We start from the raw sequence: 25,846 nt of genomic DNA on the forward strand, positions 1-25,846 counted from the left end.
GCGAACAAAAGGTCATGGTCACTCCTGACGTCCCGCCGCCTCAGCGACGGCGACGGCGCAGCGGCCCGCGACGCCGGACAGCACAGCCTGCCGCTCCCGCGGAACCGGTCTCAGCCGCGCCCGAGGCAGTCGCGCATCCGGGCGCGCCGTTCGAGCGCCCGACCGGCGGCCCTGCGGAGAGCCAGCCGGCGGACGCGGCGCGCGCGCGCGCCGACGCGCCTCCACCAGCCGAGAAAGCCACCCTCCCCGGGCAGGCGGTCGCACCCGCCGCGCAGCCCGCGTTGGGCAGGCGCCGTCGCCGTACGAGCCGGAGATCGCGCCCGGGACCCGCCGCCGCTCCCTCGCCGCCGGGCGCTGCTGATGTGCCGGTGTCCTCTGCGGGGCGTACCGTGGGCCCGGCGCTTCCGGCCGCGGGCGACGGCGAGGAGGCGTGGGAGCGCACGCACCTCGAGCAGACCATGTTCGATCTGGCGCGAGCTCACGCCGCCGAGGCGGAGCGCTGCGCCGAGGGCCCCACGCCCGACCGGCCGGGAGAGCGGACGAAGTCGCTCGTGGCCATCCTAATGTCGTATTTCGCCCTCGAGGCGTTCATCAGCATGGTCGGCGGTGACCGGCTCGGGAGTCGGTACCGGTATTACGACCGCATGACGCCGGAAGGCAAGTGGGTCGAAGTGACGCGGCTCGCGAGCAAGACCGGCAATACGTTTGCCGAGAACGGGAGCGAGATGCGGGCCCTCTCGACGCTTCGCTCGTGGCGCAACATGCTCACGCACTACAAGGGCGAGTACGAGGAGGTCGAGCGATCCGATCGCGGGAGCGAGACCCGCACCGATGCCGTGCTCTCGGCCGAAAACGCCGCGCGCGCGGTGGAGATCGCCCGGACGATGTATCGACGGTTCTACGAGTTCGACCGCCGCTCAGCGCCCCGGCAGCTCATCTGGCTCGACGACCGTCGCCACCGTCCCGGGCGCCCGGCATCTGCTGCGCAACCAAGCGAGGACACGCCGGGCGCGATGCAGCGGAGCCGAGCGCGCCCAGCGCAGCCTGAGCCCGCGGCCGGTGGCAGCGAGCGTAGCGAGCGCGCGAGCACGGGTGGTTCTGGTGCACCGGCAGACGCCAGCGCCCCGCAGACAAGCGGTGTGGCGCGCCGCCGCCGTCGAGGCCGTCGGGGTGGGCGGGGCGCCCGATAGATCGCTGCCGGCCCGGCTGCGACGGGGCGGTCCGGGGCATCCCGCGCGTCGCGCCCGATGTCCGCGAGGATGATGGTTGGCCCCGCGTTCGTCGTGATCGCCGGTCCGACCGCTGTGGGCAAGACCGCGATCGCGCTGGCCCTCGCGCGCCGGATGCCCGCTGAGATCGTGTCCGCGGACTCGCGGACCGTGTACCGCGGCATGGACATCGGCACCGCGAAGCCGTCCGCCGCCGATCGTGAGAGCGTCCCGCACCACCTGATCGATGTCGCCGATCCCGGCGAGATCTTCACCCTTGCCGACTACCAGCGACTCGCCACCGCAGCGATCGACGCCATCCGTCGGCGCGGGCGGATCCCGCTGCTGGTCGGCGGCACCGGGCTGTACGTGCGGGCCGTCGTGGATGGGCTGGCGATCCCCGCCGCCGGGCCGGATTGGGCGCTGCGGGCGCGTCTTGAGGAGGAGGAGCGACTCGGTGGCGCCGGCACGCTCCACCGCCGGCTGCTCGAGGTGGATCCGGCCTCGGGCGCGAGGATCCATCCGCGCAACGTGCGGCGGGTCATCCGCGCTCTCGAAGTCTACTATCACACCGGCGCGCCGCTCTCTGCGTTGCAGCGGGACCCGCGCGGGAGCGGGTCGACGCGGCGCGACGCGGCGTCCGGGCGTCCACCCGAACACCGGGGTCGTGAGGCGGAGGACCGGCCGTGTCGTCCGCTGATGGTCGCGTTGACGCTCGACCGGGCGTTGCTCTATGCGCGGATCGATCAGCGCATCGACCGGCAACTCGCGACGGGGTTGGTCGACGAAGTCCGTCGGTTGCTCGACACCGGGTACTCGCCGGCGTTGCCCTCGCTCCAGGGGCTCGGCTACAAGGAGCTCGTCCCCTACGTCGCCGGGCGCGCCACGCTGGCCGACGCGGCGACGCGTCTGCGCCAGAGCACGCGCCGGTACGCGAAGCGGCAGGGGACGTGGCTCCGCGCCGATCCCCGTTATCGGTGGATCGACGTGGACGACCGGTCGCCGGACGTGGTCGCCGGCGAGATTTCTGCTATGATGACGGAGGGCCGATCGACGGCGCCCCACGAGCACCCCGGGAGGTCTTGATGCAGATCGCGACGAATGCAGAAGATTCCGCCGTACCTGTTCGCCGACCTCGATCGCAAGCGCGCGCAGCTCCGGGCGAAGGGCGTGGACGTGATCAGCCTCGCCATCGGTGACCCGGATCTGCCGACGCCGGACCACATCATCGAGGCCCTCACGCGCGCCGCGCACGACCCGGCGACGCACCAGTACCCTCCGTACGAGGGAACGCGTCAGTACCGCGGAGCGGTCGCAGACTGGTACGCGCGGCGCTTCGGGGTGACGCTCGATCCGGAGTCCGAGGTGCTCGCGTTGATCGGGTCCAAGGAGGGGCTTGCGCACGTGCCGTGGGTGTTCATCAACCCGGGGGACGTGGCGCTCGTGAGCGATCCGGGATACCCAGTGTACGCGACGGCGACCGTGATGGCGGAGGGCGAACCCTATCCCGTGCCGATGAGCCCGGAGCGGGGGTGGGTCCCCGACCTGGGCGCGGTGCCGGCGGAGATCGCGCGGCGTGCCAGGGTGATGTTTCTCAACTACCCGAACAACCCGACGGCGGGAACGGCGGACCTCGCGTTCTTCTCGGAGGCCGTCGAGTTCGCCAAGCGCTGGGACCTGCTCGTCGTCCACGACAACACCTACTCAGAAATCGGCTACGATGGGTACCGTCCGCCGAGCTTCCTTCAGGCGCCGGGCGCGAAGGACGTGGGCATCGAACTGCACTCGCTGAGCAAGACGTACTGCATGACCGGGTGGCGCATGGGATTCGCGGTCGGTAACCGCGACGCGATCCGGGCGCTCGGGACGCTCAAGACCAACATCGACAGCGGGCAGTTCGTCGCCATCCAAACGGCCGGCGTCGCCGCCCTGACCGGGCCCGACGGACCGACCCGAGAGCGCGTCGCGATCTGGCAGAAGCGCCGGGACATGGTCGTGGCCGGGCTTCGTCAGGTGGGGCTCGATGTAACGCGGCCGCGCGCGACGTTTTACCTGTGGGTGCCCGTGCCCGCAGGGTACGACTCGGTCGGCTTCGCCGGTCACCTGCTCGAGCACGCCGGTGTCGTGGTCACACCCGGCACCGGCTACGGCGCGCGCGGCGAGGGGTACGTCCGGATCTCGCTCACGGCGCCCGACGATCGATTCGTGGAGGCGATCCGCCGGATCGGGATGGCGTTGGGCCCTGCGCCCGAGGGCCGTCCGGTCGAGTCCCGCGGTCGTCGGTAAGCCCGCCACGCGAACCACCGGCGCACCGCTCGGGCACAAGCTTCGTCGCGGCCTCGACCGCGCCGACCGCGATCTGGACGCGGGCGGGGCGGTTGCGGACGTCGATGGCGTGGGTCCGGAGCGCGCGGTGCTCGTCGGGCTCGCCGGGCGAGCCGAGGATGATGCGGAGACCCTGCAGGAACTCGCGCGGCTGACCGAAACAGCCGGCGCGGTCGTCGCCGATACCGTCGTGCAGCGGCGCACCCGCCCGGACCCCGCCACGTGGGTGGGCGCCGGCAAGATCGAGGAAGTCCGAGCGCGCGCGCGGACGGCCGGTGCCGGGGTCGTGATCTTCGACCACGAACTATCGCACGCCCAGCAACGCAACCTCGAGCGAGCGCTCGAGACGAAGGTGCTCGATCGGACGGCGCTCGTGCTCGACATCTTCGCGCAGCGCGCCCGAACCCGCGAGGGCCGCCTCCAGGTGGAACTGGCGCAGATGACCTACCTCCTGCCGCGGCTTGCCGGACGGGGCGTGCTGCTGTCGCGCTTGGGCGGAGGGATCGGGACCCGGGGCCCCGGCGAAACCAAGCTCGAGGTGGATCGCCGCCGGATCCGGACCCGGATCACCGAACTGCGCGGGGAGATCGCCGCGCTCGGCCGCCACCGCCATCAACAGCGGCAGTCGCGCCGGGACGCGGCGCTGCCCGTGGTCGCGCTCGTGGGCTACACCAACGCAGGCAAATCGACGTTGCTGAACACGCTCACCCACGCCGGCGTGTATACCGCGGACAAGCTGTTTGCGACGCTCGACCCGACGACGCGCCGCGTCGTGCTGCCAAACCACCGGCCGATCCTCCTCGTGGACACTGTCGGGTTCATCCAGAAACTGCCCCACGACCTGGTGGCTGCGTTCCGGGCCACGCTGGAGGAGGTTACGGAGGCCGACATGCTGGTGCACGTGATCGACGCCGGGCATCCGCGGTGGATGGAGCAGCGGGCGGCGGTTGAGCAGGTGCTCCGGGAGCTCGGGGCGGAGGGGCGCCCGACCGTCATCGCGCTCAACAAAGCGGATCGGTTGTCGTCTGAGGCGCTGCGGGACATCGTGGCCGAGGTGCCTGATGGCATTCCGATCTCCGGCCTCCGAGGGGTCGGGCTGTTGAATCTCCTGCGCGCGATCTCGCGGCACCTGCCGGACCCCGTGCGGCGCGTGAAGCTGCTGGTGCCCCACGCCGATGCTGGCGTGCTGGCGACGATCTATGAAGGCGGGCGTGTGGTCGCGCGAGAGGATCGGGGCGACGGGGTTGCCGTGGACGTGGACCTGCCGTCGACGACGATTCGCCGGCTCCGGCGGTACCTGGTGGACCCGCTGGTGTCCGACGCGTTGTGACCCCCGGCACTCCCTGCGGCGCGTGGCCGGCGTCGGATCTTCCGGGTGCCGAGGCTAGGGCAGGCGGCGGATCAGCGCGATCGCTTTCCCGAGCACGGTCACGTCCCGCGCGATGATCGGTGACATCGCGCTGTTCTCCGGCTGCAGCCGGATGTGGTCGCGTTCCCGGTAGAAGCGCTTGACCGTCGCTTCGTCGCCGATCATCGCGGCCACGATCTCGCCGTTGTTCGCGGTGGCCTGTTGGCGCACGACCAAATAGTCGCCTTCGTAGATCCCGGCGTCGATCATGCTGTCGCCGCGGACCCGCAGGATGAACGACGCATCCTCGCGGACGAAGTCCTTGGGGAGCGGGAACACATCTTCGACGTTCTCCTCGGCGAGGATCGGCTGCCCGGCCGCGATCCGGCCCAGCACCGGCACATTGACCACGCGCTTGGGCGGCTGGCTCGCGCCGTCCTTGAGGATTTCGATCGCCCGCGGCTTACTCGGATCTCGGTGAATAAAGCCCTTCTTCTCGAGCGCGGCGAGGTGACTGTGGACGGTCGAGCTACTGGTCAGTCCGAGCGCGGTCCCGATCTCACGAACCGACGGCGGGTATCCCCGCTGTTGCATGCTGTCCAGGACGTAGGTCAGGATCTCCCGTTGGCGTTTCGTTAGCCCTTTGCCCACGTGCGCTCCCCCCGGTCTCCCGTGTACAGGCGCACGGATTATAGCACATGGCGGATGACAAATGCAAACAGATGTTCGCCGGCTGTGGATTGGTGTGGATAACCGCGTCTGAGCCAAGTCGCGCGAGCGGCCGATGCGTGGACGCACATCTGCCCTCACGACTATGCGATCGTTTGTTGGTGGTGCCGTGCTTAGACCGTGGCTCCGCCGTCAACGACGATGACTTGCCCCGTGATGAAGTTGTCGGCCGTGGCCAGCGCCAGCGCGATGTGGGCGATGTCGTCGGGGCGGCCGATGCGCTTGGAGGGAAACGATGGCACGCGGTAGGCGTTCGTCGTCTCCCGGCCCGCGTGCCAGCGGGTTTCGATCAGGCCGGGCGCGATCGTGTTGACCGTGATCCGCGGTGCGAGCACGCGCGCGAGCGAGCGGGTCATCACGTGAATCGCACCCTTGCTGGCCGCGTAGGCGATCGAGCTGCCGGCCCCGTTCACGCCCGCGACGGAGCCGATGTTGATGATGCGGCCCTCGTTCATGACCTTTGCAGCGGCGCGCGTCACGAAGAACGTGCCTTTGACGTTGACGGCCAGGATCCGATCCCAGACGTCCTCGGTCAGGCCGTCGAGGTTCGCGTGGTCGACGAACGTCGTCGTGCCCGCGTTGTTGACGAGAATGTCGAGCCTGCCAAGATCGCGGACAACGTGCGCAATCATCGCCTCGACCTCGCCCAACCGCGCGATGTCCGCTTGCACGGTGATCGCGCGGCCGCCGCGCGAGCGGATCTCCCGCGCCGTCGCGTCCGCGTCGGCCTCCGAGCGGCTGTAGTTGACCGCAACGGTGGCGCCGCTGCCGGCGAAGGCGAGGGCGATGGCACGGCCGATGCCGGTGCCGCCTCCGGTGACGAGGGCTACCCGATTGTCCAACGCGTGGCTCATGTCCGAGAAGATACGCTGGCGGGGCGCAGGGTCCCTCTCGAGCGGCGGCCCCACCGGACTCGGCCGCGCGGGAGTGAGCCGGCGCCATCCGCGGAAGGAGTCGCACGCGGAGGTGCGCGAAACTCGACAGCGGAGGGAATCGTAAGAGCAGGGAGGTGCCGGTGGACCGGTACCATGGCGGGCGTCGGAGGACTGAGGGGCATCGAGATGCGGGAGACCCTTGGACTGACGGACGAGGATCTGCGATTCGTCGGGGAAACTGTTGAGGGGGGGCGATGCGACCCGGCGGACACTCCGGCCGCGCTGCGTGCGCGACCGGAGCTGCTCGACGTCATGCTGGAGGACGATCGTCTGGTGGAGCGCCTGCTCGGGGACGAGCAGGTGCTCCTGCGGGTCTCGCCGCGCTTCGTTTTCACGATCCTGCTCCGCCGCGTCGTCCGCGACCTGCATGGGCGACCGTATACGCTTGAGCGGACGCCCGCCGAGACCGTGGCCGTGTTCGACGCCCCGCGCGTGCGGCGCTTCATCGCGGAGCCGGCGATGTGGAACTATCTCGTCGGGTTGCTCACATCGTTCGTCCGGAACGAGTTCGTCACACTGCTCGTCCGCCGGCATGACCGCTACGTTCGCCGCCGCTTCAGTACCTCAAGTCTTGAGGATATGCTGGTGCTCGCCGAGCGGGTGGACCGCGACGAGGCGCCGTGGTTGTTCAGGCGCATCGCGGACATTGCGCTGTTTCAGAGCGGCGTGTTCCCCGATTCGCTGCGGCGGGCCCGGGCGCTCTCCGGACCGGCAGCGAAGCTGCGCGCCGTGCCACCGACACTGGAAACGTACGAGGCGCACGGACGGCGATTCTACCGGCTCGCGGCGTCGCAGCCGGAGGCGGGAGAGGAGGGGCGCGTGCTGGAGGCGCTGGCGGAGGAGTTCTCTACGGCGCGAAAATCGCTCGAGCTTCTCTCGGACAGATACTTGAGGTGGACGAGGCTGCGGTGGTTCGAAGCCCCGGGCGGCGGGTAGCGCGCTCAGCCGAGCCACGCCCGGGCGGCCCGCTCTTCTTCTGGTGAGGCGGGAACCGGCCGGTTTCTGCGCGACACATCGCCAGACACACTTGGCGGAGCCACGCGACATTGGCCGGGCACCCGGGGCAGTGCCCGCTACGTCGAGTGGCTGTGGACCCAAGCGTCGCGCCCTGCCGTGAACCCGTAGTAGACAATGACCAACCCGGCAACGGGATCGGCCCACCACCATCCAGCCACCACGTTGAGCAGCAATCCAACGAGGACCGCGAAGGCGAGGTAGGCGTCGATGAGAGTGACGTGCGCCTCGGTTTTCAGGACCGGATTGTTCAGTTGCGTTCCCGTGATCCGCTTCCCCCAGGCGAGCAGGAGCATCGCGACACACGTTGCGGCGAGCCAGGCAACACCGGGAAGCGAGGTGTGGGGGTGCGCGCGCAGGACGAGGACGCGGGTCGCCTGGACCAAGATGTAGAGGGCAAGCGCGAAGAATGCCCCGCCGATGAGCCGGAGGGCGGGCCGTTCCCGCTCGTGGCCGGCATCCTGGAGTTGCCAGACCACGACTACGGAGGCGAAGATTTCGATGAGCGAATCAATGCCAAAGCCAATCAGGGCAACGGAATGCGCGGCGACCGCCGCCGCGACCACGACGACGGTACCCACGACATTCCACCCTAGGGTTGCGTATTCCAACAGCAACCCTCGCGCTATCGACCGACCGCGGTTGGCAGGGCTTATCGATTCAACCATGCGAGCGCACCCCGGACCGTCCATTCAACTCTGCTCAACTCCGCTCGAGCCGGTGACGTTCGTACCCGCGAGGGCGTCGCTGCCTTCGTGAAAGACCTCCCGCCGCCGCGCGGTCGACAAAACGGCGCGATGGGAGGATGGAACGGAAGGAGCGGTACCCCTTCGCAATCCCATAAGCCGCGGGCCTCTGAGGGAGTTACCCGAGCCGGTGCATCCAGAGCAGCGACACCGCGACCGTGCCGACGAACAACGCGGTTACGCCGAGGGCGGCCAGACTGCTGACCTCGACCGGCCGCCGTTCCCAGCCGATGATGCGCCCGAGATCCGTATAGACGCGGTCCAGGTCGCCGCCCGTGGTGACCCGCCGGTACGTCCCGCCGGTCGCGCTGGCGAGGGCCTTCAGCGTCTCCTCGTCGAGCCGTACGAACATGCTCCGCCCGCCGAGCTCCAGGAACGTTCCCTCGGGACGGCCGAGCCCGATGGTGTACACTTTCACCTTGAGCTGCTTCGCCACCACCGCGGCCTCCATCGGCGGGACCCCGCGATTGCTTTGGCCGTCGCTCAAGAGCACGATGGTGGCCGGCGTCAAGCGCTCCGCGTCCGCCGGCGGTGCAGTGGGAAGCGACGGAGACGCGTACGGGTTGCTGCGGTCGGTCAAACGCGGGCGCCCCGGCAGCGCATACACCGCTTCCAGCAGGCCGTCCCCGATCGCCGTCGCGAACTCCAACTGCAGGCTGTTGATCGACTGGACCACCTGATCGTGCTCGGCGGTGGGTGGGGTGATGAGCGTCGCGTAGCTGCTGAACGATACCAGCCCGACCTTGGTGTCCTTGGGCAACGCGCGGACGAACTTCACGGCCGCGGCTTTGGCGGCATCGAGCCGGCTCGGGGTGACGTCGGTCGCCCTCATGCTCCGGCTGATGTCGATACTCATCATGACGACGGTTCGGTTGTCGGGCACCGGCAGCACGGCCATCGGCCTGGCCACCGTGAAGATCACGGCACAGAGGGTGACAAGGTAGAACGCGGCCGGCAGGTGTCGGCGCCAGCGCCCGCCCGCCGCGGCGGCCTGCGCGATCAAATCGAGGCTTGAGTAGGTCACCCGTTCCCGCGACGGGCGGCGCAGCATCCGCACGTACGCAGCGACCAGCACCGGCACCAGTGTATACAGCACCAGGGCGCTCGGCCACAGGAAGCTCATGGCGGTGGCTCCGAGCCCCGCGACGGCTGGCAGCTGTGGCCGTGCGCCCATCGGTTCACGTGCCGAGCACGCGGGTCCCCGGCGAGGGGACGGCGTGCCTCCGTTCCCGATCCGCGACTGGTCTGTTCGAGACGCATGCTACGGTTCCACACAACCCACGTCCGAGGTCTTGACTGCTGGTGTTGAGCCGACGTTCGGCGGGCGGGGCGGAATCCCCTGGTGTGCTCCGCGCCGACGGAGCGCCCGGTGCGGTAGGATTGCGACCAGTTCCAACGAGTGTGGACCCGCACCGGGTGTCCTCGCCGCTGGCCTTGCGTGCATGGTGCGATCAGGCTCGGGCGCCGCCGGGACGAGGCTGGCGGCGGCTCTGGGTTACCCGGAGGCCTCGGGACTCAGCCGCGGCGCCGGCAGCATCAATCCGGCGCCGGTGATTCGCCGGATCGCGGCCGCGAGGAGCTTCATCGCCTCCGCCGTGCGGCCGGCGTGGGTGTACAGGGCGATGGCCATGAGGAGCGCGGAGTCCGCCTTGATCAGGTCTCCGCGCGTGGCGTACAGGCGTCCCAGTGCCTCCTGGGCTTCGGCTCCGAGCACCGGATTCGGAACTTCCGCTGCCGCTTCCGTGGCGGCGAGCAGCGTGGCCTCCGCCTCGTCGAGCTGTCCGTGCCGCTCGAGCAGCGTGCCGCGCGCCGTCGCCAGATACGCTTTGGGAAACGGCTGCAGATCCGGGAGATCGATCGAGGTAGCTTCGAGGCCCCGTTCGATGTCTCCGAGGCGAAGCCAGATCTGCCCGATGGCGCCACTCGCGGTTGCCGCGATGTCGTAGTAGCCTTGGGCCCTTGCCCGTCCCGAGACGCTAGACAGCAATTCGATCGCGTTCGGGACGTCACCGGCCCGGTCGAGGATCATCCCCTCATAGAGCGCCGCCTTCATCGACAGGCCGGGGATCCCGGTCTGCTGGGCGTTCGAGGCCAACTGACGAAACGCTTCGGCCGACGTGTCGAGCCCGCTGTTCGCCTCGGCCCACGCTTGCAATAGTTCGGCCTCCAGCGCGAGCCCGGCAGACACGCTTGGCGCGATGACCGCATCCCACAACCGTGCCGCCAGGAGCGCGTCCGTGACGCGGCTTTGAATCATGAGCGCCCATCCCAGGTTGATGACATGGCGGCCCCAGGTGGGCTCGGTGACCGCGTCGTCGACCTCTACGCCGAGACGGCGCGCGATGACGACGACGCGCGTGAGCGGCATGCGGTACCGCGCGCTCCGTTCGATCCGGCTGAGCGACGCCGCGCTCAATCCGGGGACAGTGACGTCGACGAGGCGGAGGCCACGTGCGAGGCGGACACGATGCAGCCGCGTCCCGCGTACCCACACAAGGGCCGCGCTGACAATGAAACACGAGCAAGGCCCCAGGGCGACCGCCGACCCGGTCCCCCAAACGTGCGTTAACATCTCCGTCCAACATCGTAGTATTATTGCGAAGGCCGCAGGTCAAGCGGCGGTGTCGTCTTTCGGACATTTGTTGCATGGATATGGACAGCCGCCAACGTTACATTATCTTCGCCCTCTCCGCCCCGCCACCACTTCGCTGGTGTGCGGCGGGTTCCAACGGGCTGCGCCGATCCGTAGGGGCAAGGATGAAGATTCTCCGTAAACTTGTCCCAAGTATTGCCGAGAGTTGACTGTACCTCAGCAGGCGCAAAGGCGACCGAAGCGTTCCAAAGTGTGGCACGGTTGTCCGAACATGTCCGCAATTCTCCCGGGGGCCGCCGTCTTACGTGGTCCAAGACTGCTGAAAATCGATCCCCTCTTTGCGTTTTCACCCCGGTTGATATCTTGGGTGGGGGGATGTTCGGTGTCGTGTTGCATATCACGCTGGGTGTCAGGACATTGTCGTGTCTCAAGGGGTGCTGTGCGCCCATGCAGGTAACTCAGGCCGTACCTGTTTCGACCGCGTCCGCGCCTTCGTCGGAGTCGACGTCAGCACGCCGGCGGAGAGAGCGCGCATAGGCGGTACGTCGGAAGCTCGGACTGCAGCTCGTCGTCAGTCGCGCCGCACCGTCGGCGCATCGATATGTTCTCACCGTCATCCCCAGCGACACGAGGCTCACGGCAATCGGCCATCGGTACCGAACGCGACCTCCAACCACCTGAGGGGGTGACCTGTGACCGTTTCAGCACCGTTTCCGCTCGCGGACCGCGTCCGGCGGGCGCGTCTGGCGGCTGGGTTGACACAGGCGCAATTGGCCGGGAAGGAAGTTGCAGCTCGCACTATCTCCCGCATCGAGCGGGGGCATGTGCGTCCGTCTCGCCGGGTGCTGCTCCACATCGCGCAACGCCTTGGGCGTCCGCTTCGGTACTTCGTTGGGGACGCCGTGCCGGACGAACACGAAGTGGACTACGTGCTGGCTCGCGCAGGGCTCCGGCAGCTCGCCGGAGATCAAGAGGGCGCGGAGCGTCTCTTCGCGAGGGCGGTCGAATTGGCGTCGAGCGCCGACGACCCCGCGCGTCTGGCGCTTGCGCGGCTGGAGCAGCTGAGCGTTCGCATCGGTCGAACCCGGACGCCCGAGGCCGAGGCCGAGCTCGCACGTGCGCGGGCTGAAGCCGAGCAGTTTGGACACGCCGAGGCCATTGCAAGGAGCCACTACGCGCTCGCAGCGGCGCTCCAGGACGACGGTCTCATCGAGCGGGCGCGCGCAGCGCTCGAAGCCGGGTGGAAGGCGCTGAACGGGCGCTGGCCTGAGGTCGGCGTCTTGTTTGTCGCCGCCCTCGCCCGGCTGACCGCCGCGTGGGGCGGGGACGCGCAGGGACTCAGTCGTCTCCTCGGTGGGCTGGGGCGCGCCTGCGACCCGCGCAGCGTCGTGCACGCGTACGAGACTCAAGCGGAGCGCACCTACGCCTCCGGAGAGGTTCGCATCGCGCTGGAGGCGGCACGGCACGCCCTCGCCTTCAGACGGTTGATCGCGGCGAAGACCCACGAGGCGACCGCGCGCTATCAGCTCGCCCAACTCGCCCGCCGGTCCGGTCGCACCGAGGACGCCGTCGCCGAACTCACGAGAGCGTGCGCGCTCGCCCGAGGTGTGGGCGACTACCTCACAGAGGTCCAAAGCCTGGTGAGTCTCGGAGGACTCCATTCGCGAGCGGGTCGGATCGGAGAGGCCGCCCAGGTCCTTGAGGAGGCGCGTATGGTGTTTCTCCGCGTCGCGGACCCTTGCACGCGGCCCGGTGCGCCGGGCCACGGCACCTCGGGCCTGGACACCGGCCGGTCGTTTCTCGACTACCACCCAGCATCGAACGTCGAACCGCCGGCCGCTGCGGGAGACCCGAGGGACCGCTTCGACACACCGTCCGGTGAGACGCTAGACCAGATGGACTAGTTCGCTTCCCGTGACCTCGCGGCGCGCGTCCCGCCGGATCTCGACCCGGCGCCCTCGCGTCTCTTGCGTTCGCGCGCCTCGTAACAGTCGTGTGAGTTTTTCCGTACGTCGTGGATCCCGGGCAGGGTGGGCTCGCGGACAGGCCGAAAACGCACGCACACACAGGCCGCACGACGCCTGCGCGAACTCCGCATCAGGAGGCCATGACGAATGGATGGGATCTCGAACCGCCGCGACCGTCCGGCGGCGGCACTCACGCATCTTGGGCAGTACGTCCTGGAGGAGTGGGCGGAAGAGTACCATCACGGGCACCTCAGTCGGCGGGAGTTCCTCAGACGAATCGGGGTGTTTTCCGGTGGGGCCGCGCTCGCCGGCACGGTGCTCGCCGCGGTGGGCGTGCAGGCATCCCCGGAAGAGTTGGCGGCTGCCGCCGCTTCCCCCGCGCCCGCCAGGCTCGTTGCACAGGCGCCCATGGTGCCGCCGGATGATCCCGCGGTGCGCGCGCAGTTGATCAGCTACCCGTCGGGGAGTGCTTCCGTGATCGGGTACCTGGTCCAGCCGGTCGGCAAGTCCGTGGCGCCGGGCGTGGTCATCACCCACGAGAATCGCGGTCTGCTCGATCACCACATGGACGTTGCGAGGCGGGTGGCCAAGGCCGGCTACGTCGCCCTGGCGCCCGATCTCGCGTCGCCGATCGGCGGGACCGCGAAGTACCAGGACCTCGCGCAGGTGACCGCGTTTCTCGGACAGACGCCCCCGGCGCAACTCGTCGCGATGTTGGACGCTGGCGTGCGTCACCTGCAACGCCTCGCGGCGGTGCGGCGAGATCGAGTCGGGGCCATGGGGTTCTGCTTCGGCGGCGGGCTGACGTGGCAGCTCGCCATGCAGAACGGCGACCTGAAGGCGGTCGTCCCGTTCTACGGACCGAACCCACCGTCGCTCGACGGTGTCGCCCACATCCGGGCGGCGGTGCTGGCGTTCTACGGCGCGCTCGACGAGCGAGTAGACGCCGGTATTCCCGCGATGCGCGCGGCGCTCGGGCAGGCCCACGTCACGTACGAGATCGTCGTCGAGCCGAACGCAGGCCACGCGTTCTTCAACGACACCGGCCCCGCGTACAACGCCGCGGCGGCCACGGACGCGTGGCCCAAGACCATCGCGTGGTTTGCGAAGTACCTGGGCAGCTAGAAACGCTCGTCACCGCCGGGGTTCGACCCGCGCCGTGATCTTCCGATCGCAGCCCCACGACGGTCACACGCGCCACGCGTGAGGCGCGGCCTTGGTCGGGCCACGTGACGCTCGCGAGCGAGCCGCGCAGGGTCCGGTGGAGGGTCACCAGGCCCCGCGGCGCCGGATGGGGAAAGAAGGACACGAGGACAAGTCGACAGGAGGACGCTCGCGATGCTCCGGCCCCCGACGTGCGTCGTGATCTCTCCCAACGAGGGGTACCACGGCAAGCAGGGTTTCGATTACGTCGCCGGAATCTCGGCGCAGACGGCCGACTCGAAAGGGATCTGCATGCACACGGTGGTGATTCCGCCGGGTGTCACGTCGAAGGCCCATAGCCATACACACGAAACCGCGATCTACGTCCTCGAAGGGGAAGCGGGGATGTGGTACGGGGAAGGCCTCCGCGAGCACGTGACGGTGAAGGCCGGGCAATTCCTGTACATTCCGGCCGGCGTGCCCCACCTTGCGTACAATCCGAGCGACCATGCCACGGTGCGAGGTATTCTCGCGCGCACGGACCCGAACGATCAGGAGACCGTGGTGCCGTACGACACGCCAGGCAAGGGCGCTCCAAGGGAGTAGGGCGCCGCCACAGGCCCGGGATCTCCCGACTGGGCCCGCACGGCGGCGGAATCGATACGCGCCTTGTTGTCGTTGTGACGCGACATCTGCGGACGGCTCGGGGGCGCTCGACGCCGCCGGCTCACGGTGCCAGATTCCGGGTGCCAGAAACGTTCGAGGTGACCGTCTTACCTCGACCCGGCTCCGGCGGCGAGCGACTCCTCCACCCACGTGCGCACGGTCATCATCGCCGGGAAGCCGAGTGTGGTGACCGCGAGCAGGACCACGTGGCGGATCTCATCCGGCGTGGCGCCGGCCCGGAGCGCCAGCCTCACGTGCGCATGCGTGGCGCCCTCCATCTGCCGGCCGATCGCCATCGCGAGCTTCACGAACGCCCTGGTCTTCTCGTCGAGCGGCCCGGCGGCGTGCGCCGCCGCTCCCAGCCGGTCGTAGGCCTGCCAGACCGCGGGATAGGCATGCTTGAACTCCTCGTACGCGTTCGGTAACGCCATCGCTGACCTCCTCTTCGGGGAGCGCCGACGTATCACGCTCCACGCGGTCATGCGTTCGTCGCGAACCCGGCGCGAGCCTCTTCTTCGCGCAGTTGGGCCGACCCGCCGCCGGCGGGCGGCCCGGGATTCGACGGGAAATCGGGTCCCGGACGGATACTCGGTCAGGGGGAGGCGTTGATAGCATTCGGCGTAGGAGCGGGTGCGCCCACGAGTGCGCGCCCGAAAGGGGGATGCACCGTGCAGACAATCACGAGGCGCAGGTTCCTCTGGCAGAGCGGGGTGACGGTCGGCGGATTGGTGGCTGCGCCGCTCGTCCGAGCGGTGCCGGGGAACGCGGCGGTCCCGGCGTCTGCCGGCACGCGCCTGAGCGTCGCGCACTGGGGATCGTTCACGGCTGAGGTGGCAAACGGCCGGTTCGTGCGTGCGCTGCCGTTCGCGAAGGATCCGTATCCGAATCGCATGATCACGGCGATGCCGGACGTGCTGTACGCCCCGAACCGCATCAAGTACCCGATGATCCGGCAGGGGTTCTACCGGGACCGGTCGCGGAGCGACACAAACAAGCGGGGCGTCGAACCGTTCGTCCGCGTGTCGTGGGACGAGGCGCTCGACATCACAGCGGCCGAGTTGCGCCGGGTGAAGAGCCAGTACGGGAACCGTGCCATCTATTCCGCGCAGGGCTGGCAGAGCCCCGGCAATTTTCACCCCGCGGGCTCCGCGGTCCAGCGTCTCCTCACGCTGTTCGGCGGGTACGTCTATCGCATCAATTCGTACAGCGCTCCGGTGTTGCCGGTGATCACCCCGCATGTGTTGGGCGACGCGGCGCCAAGGGCGTCGGTGTGGCCGGTGATCATCAAGAACAGCACGCTGGTGGTGTGCTTCGGGTACGATCCGCTTCGCAATGCTGAGATGCGCTCCGGCGGAAACGTCGGCCACTTCGACATGGAGTGGATAGCGCGGCTCCGTGACTCGAAGATTCCGGTCGTCTCGGTCAATCCGGTCGAGGGCGACACGGATCAGTACCTCCGGCCCGAGCGGATCGCCATTCGTCCAAACACGGACACGGCGCTCATGCTGGGGCTTGCGCACGTCCTGTACACGGAGAATCTTCACGACAAGGACTTCCTCGCGAAGTATACGGTGGGGTTCGACCGGTTCGCCGAGTACCTGACCGGCAAGGCGGACGGTCAACCCAAGTCGCCGGAGTGGGCGGCGCCGCTCACGGATGTCCCGGCCGCCACGATCCGGACCCTCGCGCGGCGCATGGCCAAGTCGCGGACGATGTTGATGGGCGGGTATTCCCTGCAGCGAGCCTCGCACGGGGAACAACCGGTGTGGATGCTGATCACGCTGGCGGCGATGCTCGGGCAGATCGGGTTGCCCGGGGGAGGCCTGCAGTGTGACTTCCCCGGCGCGCTCGGCGTGCCGCTCGGCAGCGCCCCCGCGGTCCCGGGGCTGCCCACGGGGACGAACCCGGTGAAGGACTATGTGCCGCTGAACCAGTGGATCGACCTGCTGGCCAGCCCGGGCAAGACCGTCGACTACGACGGGCGGAAGATCACCTATCCCGACATCCGGCTCGTGTACTTGGCGGGGTCGAACCACTTTAACCAGGCGCAGTACACGAACCGCGTGATCCAGGCGTGGCGCCGCCCCGAAGTCACGATCGTGCACGATTACGTCTGGACATCGACCGCGAAACACGCCGACATCGTGCTGCCGGCGACGACGACGCTCGAGCGCAACGATATCCTCGGCACGGATCGCTTCATCATGGCGATGCAGCAGGTCGTGCCGCCGCTGTTCGAGGCGCGCGACGATTTCGCGATCTGCGCCGCGTTGGCCGAGCGCCTCGGGTTTGGGTCGCAGTTCACCGAGGGGAAGGACGAGATGGCGTGGCTCCGGCAGTTCTACGCGGCGGTTCAACAGCAGGGGAACGCCCGAGGACTCGACCTGCCCGACTTCGACACGTTCTGGCGGGGCGGGTACATCGAGTTCCCGGTGCCGGATCAGGCCAACCAGGTCGTCGCGTACGCGGACTTCCGGGCGGACCCGGCCAATCACGCGCTCGGCACCCCGTCGGGCAAGATTGAGATCTACTCCGACACGGTCGCGTCGTTCAAGTACGACGACGTGCCCGGACATGCGACCTGGCTTCCGCCGTCGGAGTGGCTCGGCAGCCCGCAGGCCGCGCAGTATCCGCTGCATCTCCTGTCCAGTCATCCGAAGGACCGGCTGCACTCGCAACTGGACGAGACTCGGCTGCGGCAGCGGTACGAGGTCGGGGCGCGCGAGCCGGTCTGGATCAGCCCGGCGGACGCCGCGGCGCGTGGGATCGCGAACGGCGACATCGTGCGGGTGTTCAACGGCCGCGGTCAGACTCTGGCCGGTGCGGTCGTGACGGCCCGGACGCGTCGCGGCGTCGTCGTGCTGAACGAGGGGGGATGGTACGATCCGCTGACGGCCGGCCTGCCAGGTACGCTGGACGGGCATGGAGACGTGAATGCGGTGAGCACGGACGCCCCAAGCTCGCGGATGTCCGGCGGCAACCCCAGCAACTCGATCTTGGTGCAGATCGAGAAGTACACGGGCGCGCCGCCGGCGGTGACGGCGTTTGCGCCGCCGCGGGGAGCCTAGCCCGGGCATAATACGCGCGGAGGGTGTCGATGGGGCGCTGCACCACCGCGGGCCGCCCTGCGCCGGGTGGCCCGCCTCGTGCGCGAACAGGACTACCAGCGGGCCTGGCGCCGGGCCAGAGCATGCGGCGCACTCGACCTGATCGCAAATCTGATCGCCATAGGGGAGGACGGACATGCAGACGTTGACAAGACGGGCACTACTGAAGCAGGGCGGCATCGCCGTGGGCGGGCTCGTGGCGGCGCCGCTGATTCGGCTCGTGCCCGGGGCCGCGGCCGCTTCGGGGGGCACCACCGTGACGCGCCTGAACGCCGCGCACTGGGGGGTGTTCACCGCAGACGTCGTCAACGGACGCGTGGTGCGGACGATGCCGTTTGCGGGGGATTCCAACCCGAACCGCATGGTCGCCGCGATCCCGGACATCCTCTATGCGCCGAACCGTATCAAATATCCGATGATCCGGCAGGGGTTCTACCGGGACCGGTCGCGGAGCGACACCACCAAGCGGGGGGCTGAGCCGTTCGTCCGCGTGTCGTGGGACGACGCGCTGGATCTCGTGGCGGGTGAGCTGCGCCGGGTGAAGAGCCAGTACGGCAACCGTGCGATCTATGGCGGCAGTTACGGGTGGCAGAGCCCCGGCAAGTTCAATGGCGCCACCCAAACGCTGCAGCGCTTGCTCGGCCTGTTCGGCGGGTATGTCTCGTATGTGAACACCTACAGCGCACCGGTGCTGCCGGTGATCACCCCGCACGTGCTGGGCGATCCCCGTCCGCTCGCGTCGGCATGGACGACGATCGTGCAGAACAGCACCCTCGTCGTCCTGTTCGCCACCGATCCGCTAGTCACGGCCGAGATCGTGTCCGGGGACGGTCGGCACCTCGACAAGGGGTGGCTGACACAGTTGCGGGACAAGCGGACTCCCGTGGTGTCGGTGAATCCCCTGGAGAGCGACACGGACCAGTACCTGAAGACCGAGCGGATCGCGATTCGTCCGAACACGGACACGGCACTCATGCTGGGGCTTGCGCACGTCCTGTACACGGAGAATCTCTACGACAAGGACTTCCTCGCGAAGTACACGGTGGGATTCGACCGGTTCGCCGACTACCTGACCGGTAAGGCCGACAACGAGCCGAAGTCGCCGGAGTGGGCCGCCGCGATTGCGGAGGTGCCGGCCGCAACGATCAGGACGCTCGCGCGCCGGATGGCGAAGTCGCGCACCGCGCTCGTCGGCGGGTTTTCCCTGCAGCGGGCCGCCTACGGTGAACAGCCGGTGTGGATGATGATCACCCTCTCGGCCATGCTCGGGCAGTTTGGGCTGCCGGGCGGAGGCGCCCAGGTCAACTTCCCGAGCGGTTTGGGGGCCCCGATCGGCAGCGCCCCCGGCGTGCCCGGGCTCGCCGCGGGCGCGAACCCGGTCAAGGACATCGTGCCGGTCAGCATGTGGGTGGACCTCCTGCTGAACCCCGGTAAGACGATCGACTACGACGGGCGGCAGATCACGTACCCGGACATCAAGCTGGTGTACTGGGCCGGCGGCAATCCGTTCCACCACTCGCAGAATACCAACCGCCTGGTCCAGGCGTGGCAGCGCCCGGAGGTTACGATCGTCCACGACTTCGTCTGGACGGCGACGGCGAAACACGCGGACATCGTGCTCCCCGCCACGACGACGCTCGAGCGCAACGACCTTGTGGGGACGGACAAGTTCATCATCGCGATGCAGCAGGTCGTGCCGCCGCTGTTCGAGGCCCGCAACGATTTCGACATCTGTGCGGCGCTGGCGACACGGTTGGGCATCGGACCGCAGTTCACCGAGGGCAAGGACGAGATCGCCTGGCTGCGGCAGTTCTACGGCGCGGCACAACAGGCGGGGAAAGCCCGGGGGCTCACGCTGCCCGATTTTGACGCGTTCTGGCAGCGCGGCTATCTCGAGTTCGCGGTGCCGGATAGCTCGAACCAGGCGGTCGCATACGCGGGGTTCCGCGCCGATCCCGTCAACCGACCGCTCTCGACCCCGTCCGGCAAGATCGAGATCTACTCGGAGACGATCGCGTCGTTCAAGTACGATGATGTCCCGCCGCACCCGGCGTGGATCCCGCGGGCCGAATGGCTGGGCAGCCCGCTGGCGGCCCGATACCCGCTGCACTTGGTGACGCCGCATCCGAAAGACCGGCTGCATTCGCAACTGAACGAGACCGGGCTGCGTCGCCAATACGAGGTGAGCGGCCGTGAGCCGATCTGGATCAACCCGGCGGACGCGGCGTCGCGCGGCATCGCAAACGGCGACATCGTGCGCGTGTTCAACGATCGGGGGCAGACACTGGCCGGGGCGGTGGTCACGGCGAGAACGCGTCGTGGGGTCGCGGCCATGCGGGAGGGAGGGTGGTACGATCCGCTCACGCCCGGTCAGGTGGGGACGCTGGACCGCCACGGCAATGTGAACATGGTCACGACCGACGCGCCGAGCTCCCGGTTGGCCGATGGGAACCCGTCGAACTCTTCGCTCGTTCAGGTGGAGAAGTACGTGGGCGCCCCGCCAGCGGTGACGGCATTCACGCCGCCGCCGGGAGCGTGACAGCGCGGAGGGGCCAGATGAGTCGTGACCTGCAGGACGCCGGCGCTCCCGGGACGGAGGAGCGGGCGGCGCTCTACGCCACGCTGTCCGGGGTCTTTGCGCGCGAACTCACCCAGGAAGGGTGGGCGCGCCTGTGTAATACGAGTACGCGAGAGTCGTTACGGGAGCTCGCGGTCGACTGCGGCATCGAGGCGGAGGCCACGGCGCTGCTGCAGTGCCTTGCGGCGGCCGACGGTCAGGATCCCGCGGCGACGGTGGAGGAGCTCGCGGTGGACTACGCCCGGCTGTTCATCGGACCTGGGCCGGGGCTCGCGCCGCCGTATGAGTCCGTCTACACTACCCCGACCCGCCGATTCTACGGGGAAGCACTGTCCCAGATTTCCGAGTTGCTGCGGAGCGAGGGCATCCAGGTCGGGGAAGAGTTCGGCGCGCCGGCGGACCACCTCGCGGTCGAGTTGGCGATCATGCGGTATCTGGTCGAACGGGGCGAGGCGCGCGGCGGGGAGCGCGACCCGGTTCAGGCTGCGGAATGGCGGCGCCAGCTGGAGTTTCTCGAGGGGCACCTGCTGCCGTGGGTGCCCCGGTGGGCGGCGGATGTTGAGCGCGCCGGCGCAACGGACTTCTACCGCGCCGCCGCCGGGATGCTCGAGGGTTATCTCCGGCGTGATCAGACCTGGCTTCGTCGTGCGCTCGCTGGTCCCGCGGGGCAACACGTCGACGGGTAAGCGCATCACCGGAGCGCGGAGGGGCGACACTACGTGAAGGGAGCCGTGCGCATGACGGTAGGGAAGCGATGGGCCGTTCTGACGATGGTCGTGGCCGCGGTCGGGCTCGTGGGGTCAAGCGCGGGGTGGATGGAGTCGGCCGGAAGGGCGGACGCCTCTGCTCGCGCCAATGCGACGGGAGCGACGCCGGTTGCCACGGCCGCGCCGCTCCTGGCGGCAGCGGCGCCCGCTGCGGCGGGGAAGACGGCCTACACTGCCGGAACGGCCCAACTCCGAAAGGACCCCGGCGGGGCCGTCGTCGGCACGCTGACTCCCGGCACGCCGGTGTCGGTGACCGAAAGCCGGGGAACCGACGCGCACGTGAGTGTGCAGGGGTGGTCAGCGGCGGGCAGCAACACCGTCGTGGCCGCAGTCGGCGTGCGCATCGCGCTGGCCAATTTGAGCGCGCCCGATCAGGCGCAGCGGCAGACCGGTTCGCAGACGAAGGACAGTTACGGAACCGTCTGGACGCAGGTCACAATCAGCGGGTGGGTGGCTGCCAACGCGCTCACCGCGGACGTGCAGACGGTGTGGACACACGGGCGCCAGGTGTACGAGGCGCACTGCAGCACGTGTCACTCGCTCTACGCCACGGACCAATACACCGCCAACCAATGGCCCGGCAATATTCAGAACATGGCCGATCGCGCGGGGCTGAGCGGGGATGATCTCTCCCTCGTGTTGAAGTATTTGCAAACACACGCGAAAGCGCAGTAGCGGGCTACGCGCCTCGGGCAGACCTGGCGGGCGTCGGGCCGGCCGCGCGCGAGATTTGGGCAACGAGGAGGCGGGATTGCATGGCGCAGGATGAGCCCCAGGAGGGTCGATCGACTCGGCGTCAGGCTGTGATGACGGCGCTCGGTGCGATCGTGGGATTTATCTCGGCCGCGCTCGTCGTCCCCCTGGTCGTCTTCCTGTTCGGTCCCGCCGTTCGCGGCAAGTCGTCGTGGGGGCTATTGGGGCGGTCCATTCCGCCGACCCCGCGGTCGCGCGAGCCGTGGGTGCGCGTCGGCGACCTCGGACCGATGCCGCAGGGCGACGCGGTCCTCACGACCGTGCGCCTGCCGGTGCAGGAAGGATGGATCCAATCGGACATGCCGGTGACCGTCTACGTCCGGCGGTCCGGACCGGACAGCGCCACGATCTATGACATCCACTGCACGCACATGGGGTGCCCGGTGCGCTGGAATCAAGCCGCGGGGCGGTTCCTGTGCCCCTGTCACGGCGGCGTGTTTGACGGTGACGGGCACGTTCTCTCGGGGCCTCCGCCACGCCCCTTGGACCGCTACGCGGTCAAGGTGGACGCAGGCGTGCTGTACATGGGCGCCCTCGAACTGCCGGGGACCTAGCGATGTGGCGTCGAGCGGTCGCGTGGGTGGACGAGCGGTTGAACGTGATGCCGCTGTGGCACGGCTTCCTTGACCGGAAGGTGCCGAAAGGCATCGGATGGTTCCATGTCTTCGGCAGTGCGACGTTGTTCCTTCTCGTGCTCCAGTTCGCGACCGGGATCTTTCTGACGGTCTACTACGCACCGTCCACCGAGCACGCGTACGAGAGCATCAAGTTCATCAACGAGCAGGTCCCGTTCGGCAAGTACGTGGCCGGCATCCACCTGTGGTCCGCCAGCATACTCGTCGTCGTCATCGGCGTGCACATGCTCCGGACGTTCGCCTACGGCGCCTACAAGTACCCGCGCGAAACCACGTGGATCACCGGCGTGGTGCTGCTGTTCCTGGTGCTGGCCTTTGCGTTTACTGGGTATCTGCTGCCGTATGATCAGAAGGCGTATTGGGCGACCGTCGTCGGCACGAACATCGCCGGTGCCGGGCCGTTCGTCGGCGACTGGGCGCTGCGCGTGCTGCGCGGCGGGACGGCGGTCGGCGCGCTCACGCTGCAGCGCTTCTACGCATTTCACATCTGGCTGCTGCCGGCGGCACTCGCGCTCTTCGTGGCGGCGCACCTCTTCATGGTGATCCGTCAGGGCATCGCCGCTCCTCCGCGCCGTCGGCCGCTCGACCTCGGCGCCGACGCGGCCGGGCTGCCTCGGCGAGAGGTGTACGAGCGGCAGTACGCGATGGAGAAGCAGGCCGGGCACCCATTCTACGTCTCGATCCTGAAGGACGCGGTGTTTGCCCTCTTGCTGTTTCTTGCGGTCTCGGCCCTGGCGCTGACCCTCGGCACCCCGCTGGAGCCGCCCGCCAATCCCAATGCGACGACGTACGTGCCGCGCCCGGAGTGGTATTTCCTCGACTTCTTCCAGCTGCTCTGGTATCTGCAAGGGCAGTGGGAACCGCTCGGGATCTTCCTCATCGTGCTCGGGGTCGTGCTGGTGTTGTTGCTGCTGCCGTTCTACGATCGCTCGCCGGAGCGACATCCGGTCCGCCGGCCGATCGCAATGGCGTCCGCGGTGATCGCCATCGTCGCGGTGATGGGGCTCACGTACCTCGGCGCGCGCTCGCCCGGGTCGGCCCCGGCGCCTGCGGCGGCGGGCGGCGCAGCGGTTCCCCCGGGCGCGCGCGAGTTCCAAACCCAGGGGTGCGCCGGCTGCCACACGATCGCGGGGGTGGGGGGCACGGCCGGACCCAACCTGTCCCACATCGGCGGCCTCCTCACGCGGGCGCAGCTGCAGACGACGATTCTGAACGGCGCAACTGGGATGCCGGCGTTTTCGCACATCAGCCCGGAGGCCCTAAACGCCTTACTGAACTATCTCGAGTCCCTGAAATGATCGACGCGGGGGCGGCGGGCTAGAACGCGGCCCCCGAGAGCCCGCGCGGATCGAGGGCATCCCGGGCGGCGTCGCCGAGCAGGTTCGCGGCGAGGACCGTCAGCATGATAGCAAGCCCAGGGAACGTCGCGAGCCACCAGGCGTTCGCGAGGTAGTCCCGCCCTTCGCTCAGCATGGCGCCCCAGCTCGGGACCGGCGGCTGCACCCCGAGCCCGAGGAAGCTCAGCGCCGCCTCGAAGATGATGACCAGCCCGACCTCGAGCGTGGCGATCACGATGACCGGCGAGAGCACGTTCGGCAGGATGTGGCGGAACAGAATGCGCCCATCGCCCGCGCCCACCGCGACCTCCGCCTGAACGAACTCGCGCTCGCGCAGCGCGCGCGCCTGCGCGTACGTGACCCGCGCGTAACGCGGCCATCGGGTCAACCCCAGGACGAAGATCAGGTCGAGGAAGTTGGGGCCCAGCACCGCAACGGTGGCGATCGCCAACAGCAGAAACGGCACGGAGAGAATCACGTCCGCCAGCCGCATCAACCCGGCGTCGACCACGCCCCCGTAGTAGGCGCTGAGCACCCCGGCGGAGACGCCGGTGAGGCCAGCGATCCCGACGGCGACGATCGCCACCGTGAGCGAAACTCTCGCGCCGTAGATGATTCGCGACAATACGTCGCGGCCGAGCGAGTCGGTCCCAAGCAGGTACGCCGCGCCATCCCGCGCCGTGCCAGGAGGTAGCAGGCGTCGCAGCAGATCCTGCTGCACGGGATCGTGCGGCGCGAGGATGGGCGCCGCGACGGCGCTCACCGCGACCGCGAGGAGCACGGCGAGCCCGGCAAGCCCCTGTGGATGGCGGCGAAGTCGTCGCACCGACGGCCTACCCGAGCCGGATGCGGGGATCCGCCACGCTGTACAGGACGTCCGCGACGAGGCTCGTGGAGACGAAGACGACCGCGCCGACGAACACCGCCGCCTGGACGACCGTGTAGTCCCGAGCGGCGATCGCATCGAGCACGAGCCGGCCGAGCCCCGGCCAAGCGAAGATGCTCTCCGTGATGACCGCGCCGCCGAGGAGATTGGCGATCTCCAGGGCGACGACCGTGATGATCGGGATCGCGGCGTTGCGGGCCAGATGCGCCGCGATGACGCGGCGGCGCGACGCGCCCTTGGCGCGGGCGGTGCGAACATAGTCCTGTCCCGTTTCCTCGAGCACCGCGGCGCGCGTCATGCGTGCGAACGTCGCCGTCGGCAGGGAGCCCAACGTCAGCGCGGGGAGCACGAGATGCGGCCAGCCGCCGGCCCCCGACGGCGGCAGCCAGTGGAGCCGGACGGCGAACAGCATGATCAGCAGCAAGCCGAGCCAGAACGCGGGCATCGCCTGGCCCAGGAGCGCGAGCGTCATCGCGGCCCGGTCCAACCACCCGCCGCGCCAGAGCGCGGCGGGAACACCGACGCCGAGGCCGGCCACCAACGCCACGGCGAGCGCCGCGCCGGCGAGTTCCGCTGTGGCCGGAAGCCGCTCTTCAATGATGCTCATCGCCGGCCGCTCCTGCCACAGCGAGTCGCCGAGATCGCCGCGGACGAGGTTCGATACGAACCGGGCATACTGCGTGGACAGCGGCTGATCGAAGCCCAGCTCGTGGCGGAGCCGAGTGATCGCTGAGAGCGGCGATCCCTGCGGGACCATGAGCAGCGTCGGGTCGCCGGAGAGGTGCAGGACGACAAACACGAGGGTGGCGACCCCCCAGACCACGAGGACGGCGTGGGCCACGCGAACGAGCAGGAACCTCGCCATCCCCGGCCGCTACGCGCAGGAGTTCACTTGGCGAGGTGCATCTGGGAGACGAACATCTGCTGGTCTGGCGTCGGCTGCCAGTGCAAGTCCTTGCGCGCGCCGTACAACGCGTACACCTGCCACAGCGCCACCGCCGGCACGTCCGTCTGGAGGATCGCCTGCGCCTGAGCGTACAAGCCGGTGCGCGCGGCCGGGTCGAGGGCGGTCCGCGCGGCGTCGGCCAGCTTGTCGAACGCGGGGTTGG

The 25,846-nt window shown here is 68.9% G+C and carries 23 protein-coding genes; 14 read left to right on the forward strand and 9 right to left on the reverse strand.

The genetic code is table 11. The features are described from left to right. Positions 1-389 precede the first annotated feature (389 nt). The 4 genes from VKZ50_03150 to hflX all read left to right on the forward strand — a co-directional run bounded on the left by VKZ50_03150 (position 390) and on the right by hflX (position 4,863). On the forward strand, positions 390-1,190 hold the full coding sequence (locus VKZ50_03150) for a hypothetical protein (protein HLJ58709.1): 801 nt from the start codon (positions 390-392) through the stop codon (positions 1,188-1,190). Between the two features lie 69 nt (positions 1,191-1,259). After that, the gene (gene miaA / locus VKZ50_03155; protein ID HLJ58710.1) at positions 1,260-2,294 is read left to right on the forward strand and encodes a tRNA (adenosine(37)-N6)-dimethylallyltransferase MiaA; all 1,035 of its coding nucleotides are present in this window, start codon (positions 1,260-1,262) and stop codon (positions 2,292-2,294) included. A gap of 15 nt (positions 2,295-2,309) precedes the next feature. Next, entirely contained in the window at positions 2,310-3,494 is a 1,185-nt protein-coding gene (locus tag VKZ50_03160; protein ID HLJ58711.1) for an LL-diaminopimelate aminotransferase, read from the forward strand. A 109-nt stretch (positions 3,495-3,603) separates the two neighbouring features. Further along, positions 3,604-4,863, forward strand: a complete 1,260-nt coding sequence (gene hflX / locus VKZ50_03165; GenBank protein HLJ58712.1) for a GTPase HflX — start codon at positions 3,604-3,606, stop codon at positions 4,861-4,863. 54 nt (positions 4,864-4,917) lie between these two features. On the opposite strand, the gene lexA is transcribed toward hflX, so the two are convergent. Both lexA and VKZ50_03175 read right to left on the reverse strand, forming a co-directional pair. Continuing rightward, positions 4,918-5,532, reverse strand: coding sequence for a transcriptional repressor LexA (gene lexA / locus VKZ50_03170; protein HLJ58713.1), 615 nt, complete (start codon positions 5,530-5,532; stop codon positions 4,918-4,920). 191 nt (positions 5,533-5,723) lie between these two features. Next, positions 5,724-6,452, reverse strand: coding sequence for an SDR family oxidoreductase (locus VKZ50_03175; protein ID HLJ58714.1), 729 nt, complete (start codon positions 6,450-6,452; stop codon positions 5,724-5,726). Positions 6,453-6,638: 186 nt separating this feature from the next. Here VKZ50_03175 and VKZ50_03180 point away from each other — a divergent pair, with 186 nt between their 5' ends. Continuing rightward, the gene (locus tag VKZ50_03180; protein HLJ58715.1) at positions 6,639-7,481 is read left to right on the forward strand and encodes a hypothetical protein; all 843 of its coding nucleotides are present in this window, start codon (positions 6,639-6,641) and stop codon (positions 7,479-7,481) included. A 137-nt stretch (positions 7,482-7,618) separates the two neighbouring features. Here VKZ50_03180 and VKZ50_03185 read toward each other — a convergent pair whose 3' ends face one another. From VKZ50_03185 to VKZ50_03195, 3 genes are all read right to left on the reverse strand, one after another. Continuing rightward, positions 7,619-8,140, reverse strand: a complete 522-nt coding sequence (locus VKZ50_03185; protein HLJ58716.1) for a cation transporter — start codon at positions 8,138-8,140, stop codon at positions 7,619-7,621. Between the two features lie 283 nt (positions 8,141-8,423). Further along, positions 8,424-9,428 carry a VWA domain-containing protein gene (locus VKZ50_03190; GenBank protein ID HLJ58717.1) on the reverse strand — a complete coding sequence of 335 codons (1,005 nt, stop codon included), beginning with the start codon at positions 9,426-9,428 and terminating at the stop codon, positions 8,424-8,426. A gap of 372 nt (positions 9,429-9,800) precedes the next feature. Beyond that, complete coding sequence (locus VKZ50_03195; protein HLJ58718.1) at positions 9,801-10,877, reverse strand: helix-turn-helix transcriptional regulator; 1,077 nt, start codon at positions 10,875-10,877, stop codon at positions 9,801-9,803. A 713-nt stretch (positions 10,878-11,590) separates the two neighbouring features. Here VKZ50_03195 and VKZ50_03200 point away from each other — a divergent pair. From VKZ50_03200 to VKZ50_03210, 3 genes are all read left to right on the forward strand, one after another. After that, positions 11,591-12,802 carry a helix-turn-helix transcriptional regulator gene (locus VKZ50_03200; protein HLJ58719.1) on the forward strand — a complete coding sequence of 404 codons (1,212 nt, stop codon included), beginning with the start codon at positions 11,591-11,593 and terminating at the stop codon, positions 12,800-12,802. Positions 12,803-13,012: 210 nt separating this feature from the next. After that, positions 13,013-13,990, forward strand: a complete 978-nt coding sequence (locus VKZ50_03205) for a dienelactone hydrolase family protein (GenBank protein HLJ58720.1) — start codon at positions 13,013-13,015, stop codon at positions 13,988-13,990. A 213-nt stretch (positions 13,991-14,203) separates the two neighbouring features. After that, complete coding sequence (locus tag VKZ50_03210; protein ID HLJ58721.1) at positions 14,204-14,614, forward strand: cupin domain-containing protein; 411 nt, start codon at positions 14,204-14,206, stop codon at positions 14,612-14,614. Between the two features lie 167 nt (positions 14,615-14,781). Here VKZ50_03210 and VKZ50_03215 read toward each other — a convergent pair whose 3' ends face one another. Continuing rightward, positions 14,782-15,105: a carboxymuconolactone decarboxylase family protein gene (locus VKZ50_03215; GenBank protein HLJ58722.1), complete on the reverse strand. Its 324-nt coding sequence runs from the start codon at positions 15,103-15,105 to the stop codon at positions 14,782-14,784. 237 nt (positions 15,106-15,342) lie between these two features. On the opposite strand from VKZ50_03215, the gene VKZ50_03220 reads away from it, so the two are divergent. From VKZ50_03220 to VKZ50_03245, 6 genes are all read left to right on the forward strand, one after another. Then, positions 15,343-17,742: a molybdopterin-dependent oxidoreductase gene (locus VKZ50_03220; protein HLJ58723.1), complete on the forward strand. Its 2,400-nt coding sequence runs from the start codon at positions 15,343-15,345 to the stop codon at positions 17,740-17,742. Between the two features lie 175 nt (positions 17,743-17,917). Beyond that, positions 17,918-20,320, forward strand: coding sequence for a molybdopterin-dependent oxidoreductase (locus tag VKZ50_03225; protein ID HLJ58724.1), 2,403 nt, complete (start codon positions 17,918-17,920; stop codon positions 20,318-20,320). Positions 20,321-20,337: 17 nt separating this feature from the next. After that, the gene (locus VKZ50_03230) at positions 20,338-21,045 is read left to right on the forward strand and encodes a molecular chaperone TorD family protein (protein ID HLJ58725.1); all 708 of its coding nucleotides are present in this window, start codon (positions 20,338-20,340) and stop codon (positions 21,043-21,045) included. 51 nt (positions 21,046-21,096) lie between these two features. Next, complete coding sequence (locus tag VKZ50_03235; protein ID HLJ58726.1) at positions 21,097-21,801, forward strand: hypothetical protein; 705 nt, start codon at positions 21,097-21,099, stop codon at positions 21,799-21,801. A gap of 80 nt (positions 21,802-21,881) precedes the next feature. Next, positions 21,882-22,433, forward strand: coding sequence for a ubiquinol-cytochrome c reductase iron-sulfur subunit (locus tag VKZ50_03240; protein ID HLJ58727.1), 552 nt, complete (start codon positions 21,882-21,884; stop codon positions 22,431-22,433). A gap of 2 nt (positions 22,434-22,435) precedes the next feature. Next, positions 22,436-23,812: a cytochrome b N-terminal domain-containing protein gene (locus VKZ50_03245; protein HLJ58728.1), complete on the forward strand. Its 1,377-nt coding sequence runs from the start codon at positions 22,436-22,438 to the stop codon at positions 23,810-23,812. 19 nt (positions 23,813-23,831) lie between these two features. Here the strand turns inward: VKZ50_03245 and VKZ50_03250 are convergent, their stop codons facing one another. From VKZ50_03250 to VKZ50_03260, 3 genes are all read right to left on the reverse strand, one after another. Next, positions 23,832-24,677 carry an ABC transporter permease gene (locus VKZ50_03250; protein ID HLJ58729.1) on the reverse strand — a complete coding sequence of 282 codons (846 nt, stop codon included), beginning with the start codon at positions 24,675-24,677 and terminating at the stop codon, positions 23,832-23,834. A gap of 7 nt (positions 24,678-24,684) precedes the next feature. Beyond that, positions 24,685-25,602 (reverse strand): ABC transporter permease, encoded by a 918-nt coding sequence (locus VKZ50_03255; protein HLJ58730.1) that lies wholly within the window; start codon positions 25,600-25,602, stop codon positions 24,685-24,687. 23 nt (positions 25,603-25,625) lie between these two features. Further along, positions 25,626-25,846 (reverse strand): peptide ABC transporter (locus VKZ50_03260; protein ID HLJ58731.1); only part of this gene is annotated, 221 nt, incomplete at its 5' end.

The sequence above is a fragment of the bacterium genome (assembly GCA_035295165.1).
GTDB lineage: Bacteria > Sysuimicrobiota > Sysuimicrobiia > Sysuimicrobiales > Segetimicrobiaceae > JAJPIA01.